Raw genomic sequence first — 18,407 nt, forward strand, 5'->3', positions numbered from 1 at the left:
CATGAGTATTAAAGACAAGTTTATTCATGCGTGCTAAGAGACACGCCGTTCGTGCGGCCGGCTGGCCGACGGATCGTATCTCGGCAGGCAGCGCGGGCGGCGCCGAATGCCAAAACGAAGTTGTTGGATCGGATCAGACACCATGGTCGACATGGAAACGCGCCATCAGGTCTATTTCGCCAATCGAACCGCTCTGGTGGCCTATGCCGCGCGAATCGTCGGATCGCGTGAAACGGCCGAAGACATCGTGCAGGAGGCGTTCCTGCGATTCGCGCCCGCGAACGGCGGCAATGGATCGACCGGGTCGGTGTCTGGCCTGTCGCTCGCCTATCTCTACCGGATTGTCCGTAACCTTTGCCTCGATCTCATCAAACGCCGCAAGATCGAAGCCCGGCAAGAGCAAAGCGAGCCGCCTTACTGGTCAATGCCGATGGAGGTGCCGACGCCGGAGGACATCATTGTCGTGACTGACGAGATCCGGCACGTTTCCAGTATCCTTTCGGATCTTCCCGAGGAGGTTCGGGTGGCGCTCGAGATGCACCGCTTCGGCGGCTACACTCTGGAAGAGATCGCTCTTCACCTCGACATCTCGGTTGCGACAGCGCATCGCCACGTGCGCACTGCCATGATGCGCGTCGCGACAACTCTGGCGAGCGATGCCTCCTAAAATTTCGGGGGCAATGTGAAAAAAAATCCTGCGTTATTCGTCTTTGTGACAAACCCAGCGAATCCGTTAGTGTTTCGCCGATCACGCAACCATCAGGCCGAGCTTTGACCAAGGACAACAACATTCCGGAAGCGTTGCTGGAAGAGGCGATGGACTGGTTCCTCGAGCTTAAGGCGCGCCCGAACTGTCGGGATACGGAAGCCGCGTTCCAGGCGTGGATCGGCCGGTCGGAGCTCCATGTCCGTTCCCGGGAAATGGCGCTGAAGACGTGGCAACTCCTGGGCGAGGTGCCGCCGGTTCATGAGCGCCTTTGGCGCGGGGCAAGGCCGCTCTCCTTGGCTGAACCACCATCCCGCCGGCGCCAGGGCCGGGCGGAGACCCGCCTTGCAGTGGGTGCGGCTGTCCTTGCGCTCGCCGCCTGCCTCGTCCTGTTCGTGTCGCTTCCCGCGCTGCTTTTGTGGTGGCAGGCCGATCATGTGACCGACACGGCGCAAACAAGGACCATTGCGCTCGAGGATGGGTCCATCATCGAAATGGGCGGCGACAGTGCGATCGCCACCGACATCAGCGCTGTCGCGCGGCACGTCAGGCTTCTCAAGGGCGAGGCCTTTTTCACCGTCGCGCGCGACCCGTCCCGGCCATTCGTCGTCGATGCCGGTGGTGTCGAGGTTTCGGTGCTTGGCACGGCGTTCGACGTTCAGCTGGCGCGCGCCGAGACGACGGTCGAGCTGGCGCACGGCACTGTGGCCGTGTCCTACAGCGCAATGGACCACAACCAGAACTTCGAGCTCGCACCGGGTGAAATGGCGACGGTCGCCCACGCGACCGGTGCCGTTACGCGCAGCGCAATCGCGCCCGACGAGATCGGCGCCTGGCGAAGCGGAAAGATGTTCGTCAACAACGTGACGGTTGCTGATGCCGCCGAGCGGCTGCAGCGCTATCACTCCGCCTGGATTGCCGTTCCGCAAGCGGCGCTCGCCGCGCGACGGGTGACAGGCGTCTACGACTTGAAGGACCCCGATCACGCGCTCGAGGCCCTCGTTCAGCCGTTCGGAGGCAAGGTGCGTGAGGTGACGTCCTATGGTCGTGTTCTGACCCAATTTTAATTGGAGTCAAAAAATCAGGAAAAAATCGCCGCCCGGTGAAAAAAAATCGAGAGCCGGTCGTCTTTGGTTGGAAGCGCACGCCTGAGGGCGGCGCGGAACACCGGGACGGGGGTCGTATGAGTTCGCCGAAATGCCGCAAGGGACAGCCTTTAATCACCGCAGATCATCGCCTTAGAGGGCGGCGCCTGCTCGCAACGACGGCAATCGTCGGACTTTCGTCCCTTGCCCTGATGCCAATTTCCACCGCCTTTGCGCAGGAAACGACGTCGCGCGTCAGCAGCGCGCGCACGTTCAGCATTCCGTCGCAGCCACTTGCCAGTGCTCTCAATGCTTTCGGCCGGCAGTCCGGTTTGCAGGTCACCTTGGCCGCAGCCACGTCGCAGGGCCTTCGCTCGACCGCCGTCAACGGGACGCTCAATCCCGAGCAGGCGCTCGCGCAACTGCTGTCGGGAACCGGGATTTCCTACAGCATAAACGGAGGCACGGCCTTGGTCGGTTCGGCAGAACCAACCGTCGGCGGCGCGGCCGTGGGTGTCCCTGGCGCAACCGCGCTCGATCCGATCTCCGCCTTCACCGGCGGCGGGCTCGGTGCCGGTGAGATCGTCATCTCGTCAGAAGACCTGAAGCGCAAGAACCCAGCCAACATTGCCGATGTGTTTTCCGGCGAGCCCGGTATTTCCGTCGGCAGTTCGCTGCCGATGTCGCAGAAGGTCTATGTCCATGGCATCGAGGAAACCAGCCTTGCCGTGACCATGGACGGAGGCCGCCAGAACAACAAGGTCTTCCACCACAACGGCACCAACCTCATCGATCCGGGCCTGCTCAAGGCCGTGAGTGTCGACGCCGGTGTCGCGCCGGCCGATGCCGGTCCGGGCGCGCTTGCCGGCGCCATTGCGTATGAGACCATTGATGCGCGCGACCTGCTGGCTGGCGACGGCTTTGGCGGTTTCGCGACGTCCAGCTACAACTTCAACAGCGACACGGTGACGACCGGCGTCTCTGCCTATGGCATGCGGGACGGGTTTGAGTTTCTCGGTTATCTCAACTTCGGCAAGGGCAATGATTTCACGGCCGGTAACGGCCAGGATGTGGCGGGTACGACGACCGATCTTCTGAGCGGGCTCGGAAAGCTCGCCTATGAGTTCGACAGCGGCGACCGCTTCGAGATCAGCCACGACAGCATCCGCGACGATGCCCCGCGTCCGTTCCGCGCCAATATGGGCTCGACGACCGGCAGCAAGCCGTGGGAGCCACTGATCCGCGATTACACGCTCGAACGCGGCAACACCGTCTTTACCTACACCGACAGCACGCCGGAGGGCTGGTGGGACCCGACGGTGCTGCTCGCCTACAGCAAGACCGAAGTCGAAGTGCCGGTCTACCCGAAGCCGACGCCGGGCCTTCCCGTCAGCTACCAGGGGACTGGCGCGTCGGACAGCTTCAACGGCAAGTTCGAGAACAAGTTCTCCTTCGACATCGGCAACGTGATCGCCGGCGTCGATTTCTACAACGACGAAGCCAAGCTCAGGGATCTCTTCGATTCCGGCTCCGAGAAGGCGCGCAACATCGGCGTCTATGCCCAGGCAAGGCTTGAGCCCTTCGAGCGGACCCGCCTCTCCTTTGGCGCCAGGGGCGACAATCAGCACTTTACCGGGACCACCGGCCAGGAGTGGACCAATTCCGGCTTCAGCGGCAACGTTTCGGGCGAATACGACCTGATCGAGGATCTGCTGACGGCGAAGGCCGGCTACTCGCACGTCTGGGCTGGCGTCCCGCTCGCCGAGAACTTCATCATCAATCCCAAATGGGACTACGGCCAGGGTCCGAAGCCGGTGACGGCGGATAACGTCGTCCTCGGCCTGGAGGCAAACTACAACGGCTTCACCGTTGAAGGCAGTATCTTCCAGACGGATCTCGATGACGCGCGGACGCCGCGCTACGCGGTCGCGCGCGGGATCGAAGCGCATGACGTCCGCTCGCGGGGCTTCGAAATCGGCGGCGGCTACAACTGGGGCGACGGTTACTTCAAGGTGAAGTATGCCAATATCGACGTCGAGATCGACGGGAAGCCCGCCGATTCCGATCTTGGCACGTATCTCGCGACGCCGGCCGGCCAGATCATCACCTTGCAGGCGGTCCACACGCTGACGGACTGGGGCGTGACCTTCGGCGCCGACGCAGAGATCGCGCTCGACTACGATGACGTCGCTGCCGGCTACAAACCCCTTGAAGGCTACGAGGTCTTCAATGCATTCGTCGAATACGTTCCGCCGCAGCATTCCAATCTGACGCTGCGTGCCGAACTCAAGAACATCTTCGACGAGACCTATTCGGACCGGGCGACCTATGGCCAGGAGTTCGGAGCCGTGACGCCGCTCTACGAGCCGGGCCGCTCCTTCATCCTGACCGCCCGAGCGGCCTTCTAGCCGAGGTCGCGACTGCGACGGCCGCGTCCTCCAAGCGGCCGCCGCCTCAAAAAGCAACGGCGGCCGTCCCGGCCGCCCGAGCAGCGTAAGCCGAAAGACAGGAAGTTCCAGATGCAAGAAGCGACCACTCACTTTGCGACGGAAGACGGCCAGAAATACCTGACGCAGCTTTGCAAGCATTTCGCCCACAAGATCGATGTCGAGCAGGCGGGCGATCGCGGCGAACTCCGGTTCTCCTGCGGGACCGGCTATCTGCACGCCACGCCGGACGGTCTGAGCATCCGGGCACGCTCGCCCGACGATGCCGAACTCGCCGACACGAAATCGGTCATCGAAAGCCACCTGCTGCGCTTCGCGTTCCGCGAAGAGCCGGGACCGCTCCACTGGCAAGCAGCCGGCTAAGCGCTCGGACTGAAAACACTCCTGATTAGAAAATTCAATGTGTTGGTCGCAAGACGCCCAACGCAAATGCGCGGCTATGCGTGTCGCGTGCCGAGGATCGACAGCATGCAATCGTCTAGGCAAGTCGCAGAAATCGCAACCTTCCAGAGCTTCGCAAACTGCTATCTGCACGAAGTGAACCCCGGCATCCGGGTGATGCATCGAAATGCCAGTGGCGCTTTCGACTGCGTGGAGTGGTCGCTCCCGAGGCAGCACATGATCGTGCGCGTCGAAGTGACGTCTCCGTCCCTTTGCGGCCCTCATCACTTCGGCAGGGTCTGGGGCAGGGGCGTTTCGGACGTCACATGGCGCCAGATCGAATTGATCTCGGCGCTGCATATCCTCATCCACGAGTGCTATCGACAGGCCGACGAGGCCCAGGCCGACGTGCTTCGCGGTTTCGAGCTCGAGCTCCTGACGCGCGTGCTGGAAAGCTACCAGCAGACAGCCCTCTACATCGACAGGGCGGGGCCCGAGCCGGCAAACGGCGGTCACTTCATCGAGGCAGAACAGTCGCTCGTCTTCGGCCACTGGCAGCACCCGACGCCGAAGAGCCGGCAGGGCATGACCTACTGGCAGCAAGAGAGCTATGCGCCGGAGCTGCGCGGCCAGTTCAAGCTGCACTATTTCGCGGCGAAGGCGAGTTGCGTCAGGCATGCGTGCGCCCGCACGATCGAGGCGCATGAGATCGTGCGCTCCCTGGTCGGGCCGGACGCCGGCGGCCTTGCGCTCGGTGACGACGAACAGCTGTTGCCGATGCATCCTCTGCAGGCGGAAGCCCTGCTTCTCGCGCCCGAGATCGAGGCCATGATGCGGGAAGGGACGCTGCGCCACATCGGTCCGCTCGGTCCGACCTTCACCGCGACCTCGTCGGTGCGCACGGTCTACGCGCCCGACGTCGACTGGATGCTCAAGTTTTCGCTTCCTGTGCGGATCACCAATTCCGTGCGCCTCAACCGGCGACAGGAACTGGAGGCCGGCGTGGCGATGGCCAAGCTGATCGATCGGATCGGCTTTGCCGACCGGTCCCGGAATTTCCGCATCATCCAGGATCCGGCCTATATCACCCTCAACCTGCCGGGTCGGAGCGAAAGCGGCTTTGAGGTCATCCTGCGCGAAAACCCATTTGTGGGCGGGACCGGCAACGGCGTCGTGACGGTCGCCGCCCTTACCGCCGATCCGCTGCCCGGTCAGCTGTCCCGGCTTGAAAGAATTGTTCGGGCTTTAGCCGCGCGCGACGGAAGCGGGCTGCAGGAGGCGTCGCTCGCCTGGTTCAGGCATTATCTCGCCTGCGCCGTCGAGCCGCTGATCCGTCTTTACGACGACGTTGGCATCGCGCTGGAGGCGCACCAGCAAAACAGCCTGCTCGACATCGGCAACGGCTATCCGTCGGTCAGCTACTATCGCGACAATCAGGGCTTCTATCTGTCCGAGCGGTACCGCAGCCTGATCGTCGGCCATGTCCCCGAGACGCAGACGATCGCCTCGCTCTTTTTTGCCGACAGTGAAATTCGCGATCGCTTTGCCTACTACCTGATCGTCAACCAGGTCTTCTCGGTCATCAGCCGTCTGGGCCATGACGGGTTGTGCGACGAAAGCCTGCTCTTGCGCGAACTGCGCGTCCATCTTGAGCGCCATGCCGCAGATATGACCGGGGCTGGCCGCGATTTCGCACGCCACGTGCTCGATCTGCCGACGATCATCTCCAAGGCCAATTTGACCACGCGCCTTTATGACGTGGACGAGCTGCAATCCAACAATGCGCCGACGCTCTATCGCCCGGTGCCCAATCCGCTGCGGGCGCCGGCCGTCCTGACGATGCCGAGGACCGACCATGCCATTGCCTCTTGATCTGAAGGGGCGACCGGACGAACGGGTGCTTCGCCAGCTCGTGTCAGCCTTGCTTTACGAAGGTATCGTTTCGGCCCGTCAGCAAGCCGACGATGGCGCGACGATGTTTCTGTGGTCGCTCGGCGGCAGGGATTTTCGTTGCCGTGGCTCCGTTGGTGCCTTCGGCCGGATCCGCCTGGCGGCGGGCTCCGTCGAAATGCGCGATGATCAAGGCACCTGGATCGTCCCGCCGCTCGCGCAACTGGTCGCTGCCCTGCCGGGCAGTGGCCCCACCCGTGGGAAGCTGCTGGACGAGCTGGCGCAGACCATCGCTTTTTGCCGGTGGAACGAACGTCATCTTCCGGAGCGGCCGAGGCGCGCGATGTCCTTCGCCGAGCTCGAAGGCGCGCTTGACGAAGGGCACCCCTACCATCCCTGCTTCAAGGCGCGCACAGGCTTTTCCCACGCCGATCACGCCGCGTTCGGTCCGGAGGTCGGGCATGCGTTCCAGCTCGTCTGGCTGCTCGTCGCGCGCAAGCACCTGCTTTGCGAAATGGCCAATGACGAGGATGCCTTCTGGCAGGCGGAGCTCGCCGATGCCTGGCCCGGCCTGATGTCGGCGCGGCTGGAACTTGGGGCGTCAAAAGAAGAGTTCGGCCTCGTTCCGCTGCATCCCTGGCAATGGCGCGAACTTGGCGACACGTTGCGCTCTGGCTGGATCGCTGCTGGCGAAGCCCATTATCTCGGCCCGGTCGGCGACCGTTATACGGCGACACAGTCGGTACGCTCGCTTTTGAACCGAGACCGACCGCTGGCCGCCAGCCTCAAGCTCCCGCTCAACATCGTCAACACCTCGTCCAGGCGGACGCTGGAGCCGCATTCGGTCTGCACCGCACCGGTGATCTCGCGCTGGATCGCAGGCATCGTCGCAAGCGATCCGGTTTTTGATGAGCGCTATCCGCTCACCATTCTCAAGGAATATGCCGGCGTCATTGCCGATCGCGATGGTCCCCTCGCGGGTCAGGTGGCGGCGATATGGCGCGAGAGTGCGGAAGCCACGCTCTTGGCGGTCGAGGCGGTCGTTCCCTTCAATGCCCTGATGATGGTCGAGGCGGATGGTCGTCCTTTCGCTGACGACTGGATCAGCCGTTTCGGACTGATGCCGTGGATCAATCGGCTGATCGAAGTTGCCGTCCTGCCCGTCTGGCATCTGCTGGTCCATCATGGACTGGCGGTCGAGGCACACGGTCAGAACATGTTGCTCGTCCACCGGGACGGCTGGCCGGTCAGGCTTATCCTGCGCGATTTTCACGAGAGCATCGAGTTTTCGCCGGGCTTCCTGCGCGAGCCGGAAAAGGCGCCGGAGTTCCTGGCGCTGAACCCCGCCTATGCGGATGCCGAGCCGGACCAGTTCTACTGGACGGACAATCTGGATTCGCTGCGCGAACTGGTGATGGATACGCTGTTCGTCTTCAACCTCAGCGAAATCTCTCATCTGCTCGACCACGCCTACAACATGCCGGAACCGCTTTTCTGGCAGCGCGTCGCAGCCGTGCTTGCGTCCTACGAGGTCGCACACGGCGCGACTGAACGCTTGGTCAGGCTCGGCTGCGACCAACCCCACATTCTCACCGAATCCCTGATGACGAGGAAGCTCCTCGCGGCCAAGCCGGAATACCACCACTCGGTGCCGAACACCCTGGCCGCTGACACGCTTCAACGAAGGAGAAAGTCATGATCCGCATCGATGACAGGCTCTATGACGAGGCCTATTTCGAGGACAGATCGGCGCGGCTTGCCGCCGAGATCGGTCTCTTGCCCAACGATAGCGGGCTGTACGCCGTCTGCTTTGCGGAGACCGTCGATTGGCTGGCGCTGTTCTTCGCAATCCGCAAGGCGGGTGCGAGCGTACTGCCGATCCATCCCGGCACGCCCTATCCGGCAGCCCGCAAGCTCGCGATCGGCGCCGGTTGCGATCGCCTGTTCTATAACAGCTTGACGGCAGAGGTCCTCGAAGTGCCGGCGGCTGTCTCGACCGACGGAACGCTGCTGCAGATGAGTTCTGGCACGACCGGCGCACCGAAGTGCATTGCACGCAGCTGGCATACGATCGACGCCGAGATCGAAAGCTATGTCCGCACCTTCCGCGAACCGGAGGACATGACACCGGTCGTCGCCTGCCCGACCACCCACTCCTACGGACTGATTTGTGGCATTCTCGTTGCGCTGAAGCGCGGGCAGACGCCGGTCATCGTCAACACCGCCAATCCAAAATACCTGCTGAAGGTGTTGCGCGAAACCGAGCGGCCGCTGCTCTACTCTTCCCCTGCGATCCTGCATACGCTCGCACGGCTCATGCCCGCGGGCGAACAGATCCACGCGACGATGACGTCGGGCACGCTTTTGCCCGATCCGTGGTTTGCCGACATCCGCGCCAAGAGCCGGTTCATGTTCCAGCAATATGGCTGCTCCGAATCCGGCTGCATCGCCATCAACCCGGATGTCGCTGCCGCGGGCGACATGGGGTTCGTGCTACCGCATCTGTCCACGGAGACCGGCGGCAGCGTCGAGGACGCGGGTGAAATCGTTGTCCGGAACGGCGACGGCCCAGCGATCCAGACGCGCGATCTTGGCTACCGCCGCGCCGACGGCATGCTGGTGTTCATCTCGCGCATGGACGACATGATCAACGTCTCCGGTCTCAACGTCTATCCGAAGGACGTGGAAGATGCCGTGATGGCGATGCCCGACGTCACTGACGCGGTCGCCTTTCGCAAGTCGGATCGTTTTGCCGGCGAACGTGTGGCGCTGCTCTTCAGCGCCGAGGCGCCGGTGCCGCCGCAAGCAGTGCGCGAATGGTGCAGCCGCCATCTCGCCGGGCATCAACTGCCGATGGAAATCCTGCAGGTCGATGCCGTTCCGCGTCAGGCCAACGGCAAGATCAGCCGTCGCGACGTCGCGGCCCGTCACGTGGCGGGCGAATTCAACAAGCCAATCGCGGGAGCCGCATCATGACGGAAAACGAAATCCTGGCAGCGATCGAAACTGCCCTGACCGACAAGATGGCGCACGGGCACATGGAAGGCTTTGGCCTCGATGCCCGCCTCAACGAGGATCTCTATCTCGATTCCGTTCTGATCCTTGAAATCTTCCTCAATCTGGAACTCGAATACGGGCTTTCGGTGCCGGAAGAGGCGATTGCAAAACAGGAGATCGAAACCGTTGCCGATCTCGTCGCGCTCTACGTGCCGAAACAGACCGCCGCCATCGTGCCGGCCTTTCCGCTGACCGGCGGGACGAGCGACGAGGGCGTGCACGGCGAGGCGTATTACGACATCAAGGTCCATTGCTTCGTCAGCTGCGTCTCCGACGGCCTGAAGCGCCAGGGGCTGGACCAGCGGCCGTTCTATTTCGGCGTCTGGGATGCGAAATTCGCCGTCAGCGACCGGTTCGAGCTTCTCTATCACGCACCCGACGTGACCCAGGAATTCTTCCGCAGCTGGTTCGAGCGGCTTTATGGCGTCTCTGTGGTCGAGTGGTACGAGCCGGAGCGCAGCAAAAGCGACAACCTCGCGGTACTCACCGGTCTTCTCAAGCAGCGCAGCGAAACCGGATCGGTCATGGTCATGCTCGACATGTTCCATCTGCCGGAGCGCGAGAACAAGTTCAACCAGAACCCGTTCCCGCATTATCTGATGCTGCAGGAAACGGCCGATCCGGAGACGTGGTTCGTGCACGATCCCGACTATCGCTGGGAAGGCGAGATCGCCAGGGAAAAGGTCGTGCACGCCATCATGCAGCCAACCGTCGGCGGCGGCTACGTCTTCGACAATGCGGAAGCGCGCGCGCCATTCGCCGAGGATTTGAAGGCCTATTTCGAGGCGTGCTTCGTCAGGGACCGGAACCCGCTGGTTGACGCCGTTCGTGACATCGTCGCCGCGCACCTTGAAGGGCGGGACGGTGTCGCGCTTTCGGATCTCGGTGCGGCGGTGCGTGAACTGCCGGTGATCACCATCCGCAAATATGCCTATGAGCACGGCTTCGCCTTCTACTGGCGGGCGCTGAAACTGCCGTCAGCCGAGTTCGAGACCTGGTGCGGGGAGATCGAGGCGCTCGTTCAGGCGCTGAAGACCCTGCACTACGCGGTGATGAAACTCGCCCAGACGGGCGACCGCTCTCAGGCGGGCCTAGTCTTTGAGCGTCTCGACGAAGCCGATCGGCTGGAAACGAAGTTGAAGGTCAGGCTTGCCGAGGTCTTCGACCTCTGGTGCGACCTTGCCATCCCCGCAGAAATCCTCCCCTTGAAGAGAGTTGCACGATGAGAATTTCGCTCTGCACCATTACCTTCCGGCATCACCTGATCTCGCTCGACGAGATTGCCGCCTGGGCGCAGGCCAACGACTTCCAGGGCATCGAACTCTGGGGTGCGCATGCGCGCAATCTGGCACCGCGCGCCGAGCGGAACGCCGAATGGCTCGACGGCTTCGGTCTGTCGGTGCCGATGATCAGCGATTACCTGCCGCTCGACGGTGACGTGGAGGCGCTGCGGCACAAGGCGGTGGAGCTTTGCCGGCTGGCGCGCCGGTGGCGCACCCGCAAGATCCGCACCTTTGCCGGGAGCCGCGGTAGCCTCGAGGTCAGCGATGACGAGCGCCAGCAGATCGTCGAGCGGTTGAAGGAAATCTGCACCATCACCGCCAGCTACGGCATCCATCTGCTTGCCGAGACCCATCCGAAGACGCTCGCCGATACGGCAGCCTCGACCATGCAGCTCATCGAAGAGGTGGACCATCCCTATTTCGCGGTCAACTTCGACACGCTGCATGTCTGGGAGGGCGGCGACGATCCGGTTGCGGTTCACCGCACGATGAAGCCGCACATCCGCCATTACCACTTGAAGAACATCGTCGCCCGCGCCGACCTTACCGTCTTCGAGCCGGCCAATGTCTACGCCGCCGCCGGCACCAGACGCGGTATGACGCCGCTGTTCGACGGGATCGTCGACTACGATCGGTTCCTGTCGGAAATTTCCGGTGACCCTCAGGTTGACGCCTCGCTGGAGTGGTTCGGCAACGATTGCTTCGACACCTTGAAGCGTGATTGCAGCCGCGTTCGCCTCGCGGTCGAGGGGAGCGAACCTGCCCGCCGGACCGTCAACCTCTAGAGCGCCGTGCGTTCAACCGAACGCACAATGGATGCTCACCACAGTCATGCTCGCCGGCGCGAGGTCGGCGAGCATTGGGCGTCAGCGCGCCCTAAACCTGTAGATCTCGGTCTCTTCGGTTCGTCCAGCCAGGCAATGCTTGCCGAGCTGGACGAGATCGGAGCGATCCTCGACTACCAGATCGAAGGTCTCGCCGCTCAGAAGGATCACCGCCTCTTCGCCAGGTGCAATCGATTTTCCGAGCTGCTCCAGCCGGTTGCAGGCATTCACGGTATCGCCGACGATCGTATAGGCCGATCGTCCGGTCATGCCGATATTGCCGGCGACGACCGGCCCGGAATGGATGCCGATGCGAACCCTGAGCGGCGGCAGGCCTTGCAGACGTCGCTCTGCATTGTCTCTTGCGATCGCCAGTGAAATGGCGCGCGCCGCGCGGACGGCGCGGTCGGCGTGGTCGTTCTGGGCATCGGGCGCGCCCCAGAAGGCCATGACACAATCGCCGATGAACTTGTCGATGGTCCCGCCTTCGCTCTCGATGCAATTGCCGAGCAGGTCGAAGTGGCTATTGAGGAGTGCGGCGACGTCGCCGGCACTGGTCTTTTCCGCGGTTGCGGTGAAATCGACCACATCCGTGAACATGATGGTGACGACCCGTTGGGTCGATGCCAGGTCTTCGTTGCCGATCAGGTGGCGAACGAGTTTCTTCGGCACGTAGGTCTCGAGCCAGCGCAGGCCGGTCAGCATCGTGTTGTACGCCTTGGCCTGTTCGTTGAGTTCGGTAAACAGGCTGCCTGGGAGTGGGCGGAGCGCCGCAAAATCGAGCATGCCGACGGCACGGACTTCACGCGCCATGCTGGTGACGGGGCGAACGATCAGACGCCCGACAATCCATGCGATGATGATCGCGACGAACAGGACTGCGAGACCGGCGATACCGGCCCGCAGCAGATCCCAGATCGGCTTCTCCACCGATTCGATCGGAACCTCGACGCCGATGATGAGCGAAGCCGGCGCGTAGCCGCGGATTTCGCGCGTCAGGATAACGCGCCCGTCGTCTCCCAGCTTGACCGCGCGCACCTCCATGTCGGAATTGTCGAAGGTCTCGGGCGGCCCGTTCCACAGCGCGGCGAGAAAAGGATCGCCCAGTTCGTCGAGCTTCGGCAGCCGGTGTTGCGCCGACAGGAGCGGATGGCCCGCAGCCATCAGCGGATGGGCAAGGACCTGGTCGCGCCCATAGAGGACGAAGGGCGTTGTCCCAGGGTTGGCGACGGCGATCTGACGCAGGAAGTCGGACATGGTGTCGACCGTGATCGTCGCACGGAAAATGCCTGCGAATTCGCCCCCATGGTTTGCCGGCTGTTGCAGGTTTGCGACCGACGTGCGGATCGCCGGATCGGGCACGAAGTAGACGGGCCCCCAATGGGCCGTGCCGCTGCGCCGCGCCTCCTCGATCTCCGCGCGTTCGTTGGCGCTCATGACCTTGTCTTCGAAGGAAAAGACGCCCTTGGGGCCTTGTGTCACGCCGAGGATCTCGCCGTTGGGTTTCACGAAAGAGAGCACGCGAACCTGTGGGGTCCCGGCCAGGGCCCCGGTCATCACGCGCTCGAGTTCCAGCGTATTTGCCGGATCGAGACGGCCTGCGCCGACCTCTCGCGCCAGAAATGCGAGCTGATCCTCGACCGGCGAAAAGCGGCTGCCGATTTGCGTCTGCACCGCTTCCAGGCCGAGATGGGCCGATTGCACGAGCAGATCACGGGTCGTTCCGGCCGACATGAACCAGACGACGGAGAGGATGACGGCAGCCGTCAGGGCGACCAGCGCGGCCATCACGATCGCGAGCGTGCGCGACAGGCGTATGGTTCGGTTTCGTATGCCGGCGTCAGCCGCCTTGGTCGTCTGCACGAGCATGCCTCTTGTTGTTGCGGACGCTCGCAATCGCGCAGCCCCGTCAAGGAATGCACCGTCTTCTAGCCGTTTTGGGCTTTTTTCCAAGTGCGGGCCGCGCTTTGCGGCCGTGCGTCAATCTGTCCCTTGCAGTCGCTTGCTGATCGGCGCGAATTCCGGTGTCGCCTTGCGCGGGGTCGTGTCGCGCTGGTTGGCCTCCATCTGCTGCCAGTATTTCCAGCCGACCTTCTTTGATCCGAGCTCGTAGTCCATGCCGTCCCAGGCGTCCTCGCGGAAACTGTAGAACGCCCAGTGCAGATCATCCTTGTCCAGTGCCGTCAGCACGTCCTCGAGATAGGTCTTGCAGCCGGACCATAGGCGCATGCAGCCGAACTCGCCGGCGACCAGCCGATTGAGCGGAACGCCCTTGTCCTTCGCCCACTCCACGGGCGCTGTCAGATAGTTTTCGACCCGCGCCTTGTCCCAGGTCTCTTCGACCTCGCCGAAGGGCACCTTGCCCGGATAGGCGTAATGCTTGTCGCGCTTCATGTTGGGCGCGCTCGTCGCCGCATATGGCTCGTACATGTGGAAGCTGTAGAGCACCTTCTGGTCCGTCAGGGCAGCGGGCCAATAGGAAAAGGCGTCGGCTGCCGCATACCAGCCGGCGTCGGCCATCACAGGCGTTGCCGGGTCGACCTCGCGGATGGCGGCGATCACCGTCTCGTAGAAGGCCCTGAGGTCGGAGGCGCTGTCTTGCCGGCCGCCGTACCAGGCCAGCATCGCCTTGGCGTCCGCGTGTTCGGCAAGGCCGTTGCCCTTCTCCGGCGCAGGCTCGTTGACGATATTGTAGGCGGCGACGGCCGGGTGATCCTTGAGCGCGCGCGCCAGATCCCGCCAGAAGTTGGCCGCCTCGCCCCACCAGGCCGTGTCCTTCCAGAGCCGGCCGTCGAATTTGTTGCCGTTGTTCTGAGCCCAGCGCATGCCCGGCAGCGACAGGGGCGCGATCACCACCTTGAGGCCCGCCTTGTCGGCTCGGTCAAGGGTCTCCTTCAGCGTCTTCAGGTCTGCCGCCGGAATGCCCTCGTATTTGTCGGCGTCGCCGATCAGATAGTCACGCTTGGCCGGCTTCCACTTGTCGTAGGACAGGCGCACCCAGGTGGCGCCGTAGCCGGCCAGGGCCTTGAAATAGGCATCGTCCGGCGGCAACCGGTTGAAGCTGTTGCCGCCGTGCTGCGGTTTGTCCCAGAAGGTGATGAGATCGGCGGCACTGGCGGAGCCTGCGAGGCTGCAAGCGAGGAGGGCGGAGGCGATCAGGCGCATTCGGTCGGTCCTTCTGGAGTTCTTGGCCTTCGCGGCTCTTGGTTTGGCGCGGCCAACCTACCGGCGGATCGTTTCGCGGAAGTTCCCTGGGGAACAGCGTCTGGGTTCAAAGCAATTTTGTGAAATCCATTGGGGGACCGACGCCCCATTGGTTCGTGCTTCGCCAGAAAAAGGCTTCGCAGCGGATCGGCCCATTCGCTGCGAAGCTGCTTGCCGAAATATCCGCGCGGTCAGTCGGAAAGCGCTGTCGCCGCCTTCTCGATCAGTTCGGCGACGGCGGCCGGCTGGGAGAGGAAGACCGCGTGGCTCGCCTTGACCTCGACCGTGTCGCTGCCAGCGCGCTTGGCCATCGTCCGCATCAGGTCCGGATGAATGGCCCGGTCTTCGGACGCAATCAGGGCCCAGCTCTTCTTGTCCTTCCAGGCTGGTGTCGTGATCTTCGTCTCGAAAGCGGATTTCGACGGGAAGACCTGGGAGTGGGCCATGAAACGGGCTTCCTCCTCGGGCACGTCGGCGGCAAAGTCCGCGGCGAAGGCCTCCGGATCGAGATAGAGATATCCGTCCTTGGTTGCCGCGATGCCCTTGGTTGCGGCCGGCGTTCTGGCCGCAAGGTCGAGCAGCGTCTCGCCGGCATCCGGCTGGAAGGCTGCGACATAGACGAGGCCGGCGACGTTTTCGGAAGTCCCGGCTTCCGTAACGATCATGCCGCCGTAGCTGTGGCCAACGAGGATCGACGGGCCGTCCTGCAGGTCGAGGATGCGTTTGGTTGCCGCGACATCGTCGCCAAGCGAGGTCATCGGCGGTTGGACGACCATGACGTTGAAGCCCTTGCTGGTCAAAAGGTCGAAGACCTTGCGCCAGCCCGAGCCGTCGGCGAGTGCGCCGTGCACGATGACGACATTCTTGACGGGCTCGGCCAGGGCATGTCCAAGCGGGGCCGCCGCCAAAGCCAGGAGTGTGGCAGCCAGGATTCTTATCTTTCGCATTCTTGGGTCCTTTCTTGAGAGCGGAGTGGTCGTTCCCCGACAAGCGGCGTCTTCTTCAGGTGACGCTTCTGGATTTTTTGGAAGGCGCGCACATGCTCTGGCCGCGGGGCCCGCGGCGCATGATGGTTCGCCTTCGATGGTTCGGGCGGCGATTGCCGAACTATGGGAAGAGGAGAGCCTCTTGTCCGGCAGCCGTTCTCCGGCCTGCCGTCAGCGCCATTGCCGATGCCGCGAGCGCGTTGCGGTCGAGCCGGAAGTGGCGGTAGAGATCACCGATCGTGCCGGTCTGGCCGAAATGCTCGACGCCGTGCGCGATGGTGCGGTGGCCGGCGACGGCACCGAGCCAGGAGAGCGTTGCCGGATGGCCATCGAGCACGGTGACGATCGCGCAGTGGCCGGGCAGCGGATCGAGCAGCCGCTCGATATGGCTTTTCGCACGGGGGTTGCCACGGGCGCGTTCACGCTGCGCGGCTGTCCAGCCAGCATTCAGGCGGTCGGCCGAGGTGACGGCGAGCACGCCGATATCGCGGCGGACCTCGCCTATCAGGCCGGCAGCGGCAATCGCCTCGTCCGCCACCGCACCCTGGTAGGCAATGACGATATCGCAGTTCGGCCCTGGCTTGCGCAGCCAGTAGGCGCCGTCGATCGCGCCTTGGCGGAAGTCATCGTCCACCCGTTTCAACGGTTGCTCCAGCGGCTTGGTGGTGAGCCTCAGATAGACGGAGCCGCCGGTCTCGTCGCGCAGCCAGGTGCGCTCGTCCGGATCGTTGTCGCCATCGCGCTGCATGTAGTCGAAGGCCCATTCCATGATGACGGCGAGTTCATCGGCAAAGGCCGGTTCGAAGGCCGCGAGGCCATCCTGGCTGATCCCGATCAGCGGCGTGCCGATCGACTGGTGCGCGCCGCCCTCCGGCGCCAGCGTCACGCCCGAGGGCGTGCCGACGATCATGAAGCGGGCGTCCTGGTAGCAGGCATAGTTGAGCGCATCGAGGCCCCGGCAGACGAAGGGGTCATAGACCGTGCCGATCGGGATCAGCCTTTTACCAAAGAGCGAATGGCTGAGACCGGCGGCACCTAGCAAGAGGAACAGATTCATCTCGGCAATGCCGAGTTCGACATGCTGGCCCTCCGGCGTGAACTCCCACTTGGCCGTCGAGGCGATCCGGTGCTCGATGAAGGCGTCAGCGAGCGGCTGGCGGGCAAAGAGCTTGCGCCGGTTGACCCAGGCGCCAAGGCTGGTGGTGCCGGTCACATCCGGCGACGTCGTGAGGATGCGTTCGGCGAGGTCCGTCCTGCCCTTGGCGAGATCGTCGAGGATCTTGCCGAAGGCCATCTGCGTTGAAATTTCGCGCTGTGTCTCGACGGCGATCGCCGGCACCTTTAGTCGGTGGTCGGCGTGGCGCCGTGCGCCTTCGGCAAAGAAAGGGACCACGGCGAGGAATGCCTCGAGCGCTTGACGATCCGCCACTCCGGCGAACGGCTCCCATTCCTCGCCGGGCGCGACACCCATATGCGCCTGCCATTCGGCGAATTGGGTCGTCGTCATCAGGCCGCCGTGATTGTCCTTGTGACCGGCGATCGGCGTGCTCCAGCCTTTGATCGTATACGCAAGGAAGCAGGTCGGCCGGTCGTGGTCGATCGCAGCGAAGGTTTCGGCCATGGTCTCGACGCAGTTGCCGCCGAGGTTTTCCATCAGCGCCGAAAGCTCGGCATCGCTGCGCCGGTCGATGAGGGCCGAGACGTCGCCCTGGTCGCCGAGATCGTCGGCAAGCCGCTTGCGCCAGACGGCACCGCCCATGAAGGTCAGCGCCGCGTAGTCCTGGTTGGAGCAGCGGTCGATCCAGTCGCGCAGCTTGCTCCCGCCGGGTTCGGCAAAGGCCGCGCGCTGCAGCACGCCATACTTGACCCGCACCACGTCCCAGCCAAAGGCGTCAAAGATTTTCTCGACGCGTTCAAACAGGCCTTCGCGAACGATGCCGTCGAGCGACTGCCTGTTATAGTCGATGATCCACCAGCAATTCCTGAGGTCGTTCTTCCAGCCCTCCTGCAGCGTCTCGTAGACGTTGCCTTCGTCAAGCTCGGCATCGCCGACGAGCGCCACCATGCGGCCGATCTTGCCTTCACCCCATTGCTTGGCGCGGACGAAATCCTGGACGATCGAGGCGAGCGCGGTGATGCCGACGCCGAGACCGACCGAGCCGGTCGAGAAATCGACGTCGTCGACATCCTTCGTCCGGCTCGGATAGCTCTGCGCCCCGCCAAAGCCGCGGAAGTTCTCAAGTTTCTCGCGGGTCTGCCGGCCCATCAGATACTGCATCGCGTGGAAGACCGGTGCCGCGTGCGGCTTGACGGCGACACGATCCTCCGGCCTGAGCGCGGAGAAATAAAGCGCCGTCATGATCGAGACGATCGAGGCGGAACTTGCCTGGTGCCCGCCGATCTTGATGCCGTCGACCTTTGGCCGGATATGGTTGGCATGGTGGACCATCCAGTGGGAGAGCCAGAGCAGGCGCTTTTCGAGGGTCTTCAGATGGTTCGTGTCGATCATCGCCAGGTTCCGATGGAGAAAGACGAAAGGTGACG

The 18,407-nt window shown here is 63.3% G+C and carries 13 protein-coding genes; 9 read left to right on the forward strand and 4 right to left on the reverse strand.

Annotated elements, in window-relative coordinates:
• The first annotated feature begins 142 nt into the window (after nt 1-142).
• The 9 genes from VGO04_RS22125 (at nt 143) to VGO04_RS22165 (ending at nt 11,634) form a co-directional block, all read left to right on the forward strand.
• The gene (locus tag VGO04_RS22125) at nt 143-667 is read left to right on the forward strand and encodes an RNA polymerase sigma factor (protein WP_327498102.1); all 525 of its coding nucleotides are present in this window, start codon (nt 143-145) and stop codon (nt 665-667) included.
• A 104-nt stretch (nt 668-771) separates the two neighbouring features.
• On the forward strand, nt 772-1,773 hold the full coding sequence (locus tag VGO04_RS22130) for a FecR family protein (protein ID WP_327498103.1): 1,002 nt from the start codon (nt 772-774) through the stop codon (nt 1,771-1,773).
• A 116-nt stretch (nt 1,774-1,889) separates the two neighbouring features.
• Complete coding sequence (locus VGO04_RS22135) at nt 1,890-4,199, forward strand: TonB-dependent receptor (RefSeq protein WP_327498104.1); 2,310 nt, start codon at nt 1,890-1,892, stop codon at nt 4,197-4,199.
• Nucleotides 4,200-4,310: 111 nt separating this feature from the next.
• A complete protein-coding gene (locus tag VGO04_RS22140) occupies nt 4,311-4,601 on the forward strand; it encodes a DUF2218 domain-containing protein (RefSeq protein WP_327498105.1) in 291 nt (96 codons plus the stop codon).
• Nucleotides 4,602-4,706: 105 nt separating this feature from the next.
• Nucleotides 4,707-6,491, forward strand: coding sequence for an IucA/IucC family protein (locus tag VGO04_RS22145; RefSeq protein WP_327498106.1), 1,785 nt, complete (start codon nt 4,707-4,709; stop codon nt 6,489-6,491).
• Complete coding sequence (locus tag VGO04_RS22150; RefSeq protein WP_327498107.1) at nt 6,475-8,208, forward strand: IucA/IucC family protein; 1,734 nt, start codon at nt 6,475-6,477, stop codon at nt 8,206-8,208. The genes VGO04_RS22145 and VGO04_RS22150 overlap by 17 nt, the downstream gene beginning before the upstream one ends.
• Entirely contained in the window at nt 8,205-9,485 is a 1,281-nt protein-coding gene (locus VGO04_RS22155; protein ID WP_327498108.1) for an AMP-binding protein, read from the forward strand. The genes VGO04_RS22150 and VGO04_RS22155 overlap by 4 nt, the downstream gene beginning before the upstream one ends.
• A complete protein-coding gene (locus VGO04_RS22160; RefSeq protein ID WP_327498109.1) occupies nt 9,482-10,792 on the forward strand; it encodes a DUF6005 family protein in 1,311 nt (436 codons plus the stop codon). Before VGO04_RS22155 ends, VGO04_RS22160 begins: the two co-directional genes overlap by 4 nt.
• A complete protein-coding gene (locus tag VGO04_RS22165; RefSeq protein ID WP_327498110.1) occupies nt 10,789-11,634 on the forward strand; it encodes a sugar phosphate isomerase/epimerase family protein in 846 nt (281 codons plus the stop codon). The genes VGO04_RS22160 and VGO04_RS22165 overlap by 4 nt, the downstream gene beginning before the upstream one ends.
• A gap of 81 nt (nt 11,635-11,715) precedes the next feature.
• Here the strand turns inward: VGO04_RS22165 and VGO04_RS22170 are convergent, their stop codons facing one another.
• The 4 genes from VGO04_RS22170 to VGO04_RS22185 all read right to left on the reverse strand — a co-directional run bounded on the left by VGO04_RS22170 (nt 11,716) and on the right by VGO04_RS22185 (nt 18,372).
• A complete protein-coding gene (locus VGO04_RS22170; RefSeq protein ID WP_327498111.1) occupies nt 11,716-13,536 on the reverse strand; it encodes an adenylate/guanylate cyclase domain-containing protein in 1,821 nt (606 codons plus the stop codon).
• 117 nt (nt 13,537-13,653) lie between these two features.
• A complete protein-coding gene (locus VGO04_RS22175) occupies nt 13,654-14,838 on the reverse strand; it encodes a glycoside hydrolase family 5 protein (protein WP_327498112.1) in 1,185 nt (394 codons plus the stop codon).
• Between the two features lie 230 nt (nt 14,839-15,068).
• Entirely contained in the window at nt 15,069-15,824 is a 756-nt protein-coding gene (locus VGO04_RS22180; protein WP_327498113.1) for an alpha/beta hydrolase, read from the reverse strand.
• A 160-nt stretch (nt 15,825-15,984) separates the two neighbouring features.
• Nucleotides 15,985-18,372 carry a 1-deoxy-D-xylulose-5-phosphate synthase N-terminal domain-containing protein gene (locus VGO04_RS22185; protein WP_327498114.1) on the reverse strand — a complete coding sequence of 796 codons (2,388 nt, stop codon included), beginning with the start codon at nt 18,370-18,372 and terminating at the stop codon, nt 15,985-15,987.
• Between the last annotated feature and the right edge of the window lie 35 nt (nt 18,373-18,407).

The sequence above is a fragment of the Ensifer sp. genome (genome assembly GCF_035999185.1).
Classification (GTDB): domain Bacteria; phylum Pseudomonadota; class Alphaproteobacteria; order Rhizobiales; family Rhizobiaceae; genus Ensifer.

What these genes read in the sequence shown, in the direction of transcription:
- VGO04_RS22135 (WP_327498104.1), top strand. Translation starts at nt 1,890, where the DNA reads ATGAGTTCGCCGAAATGCCGCAAGGGACAGCCTTTAATCACCGCAGAT.
- VGO04_RS22145 (WP_327498106.1), top strand. Translation starts at nt 4,707, where the DNA reads ATGCAATCGTCTAGGCAAGTCGCAGAAATCGCAACCTTCCAGAGCTTC.
- VGO04_RS22185 (WP_327498114.1), bottom strand. Translation starts at nt 18,372, where the DNA reads ATGATCGACACGAACCATCTGAAGACCCTCGAAAAGCGCCTGCTCTGG.
- VGO04_RS22125 (WP_327498102.1), top strand. Translation starts at nt 143, where the DNA reads ATGGTCGACATGGAAACGCGCCATCAGGTCTATTTCGCCAATCGAACC.
- VGO04_RS22175 (WP_327498112.1), bottom strand. Translation starts at nt 14,838, where the DNA reads ATGCGCCTGATCGCCTCCGCCCTCCTCGCTTGCAGCCTCGCAGGCTCC.
- VGO04_RS22160 (WP_327498109.1), top strand. Translation starts at nt 9,482, where the DNA reads ATGACGGAAAACGAAATCCTGGCAGCGATCGAAACTGCCCTGACCGAC.
- VGO04_RS22180 (WP_327498113.1), bottom strand. Translation starts at nt 15,824, where the DNA reads ATGCGAAAGATAAGAATCCTGGCTGCCACACTCCTGGCTTTGGCGGCG.
- VGO04_RS22140 (WP_327498105.1), top strand. Translation starts at nt 4,311, where the DNA reads ATGCAAGAAGCGACCACTCACTTTGCGACGGAAGACGGCCAGAAATAC.
- VGO04_RS22150 (WP_327498107.1), top strand. Translation starts at nt 6,475, where the DNA reads ATGCCATTGCCTCTTGATCTGAAGGGGCGACCGGACGAACGGGTGCTT.
- VGO04_RS22165 (WP_327498110.1), top strand. Translation starts at nt 10,789, where the DNA reads ATGAGAATTTCGCTCTGCACCATTACCTTCCGGCATCACCTGATCTCG.
- VGO04_RS22155 (WP_327498108.1), top strand. Translation starts at nt 8,205, where the DNA reads ATGATCCGCATCGATGACAGGCTCTATGACGAGGCCTATTTCGAGGAC.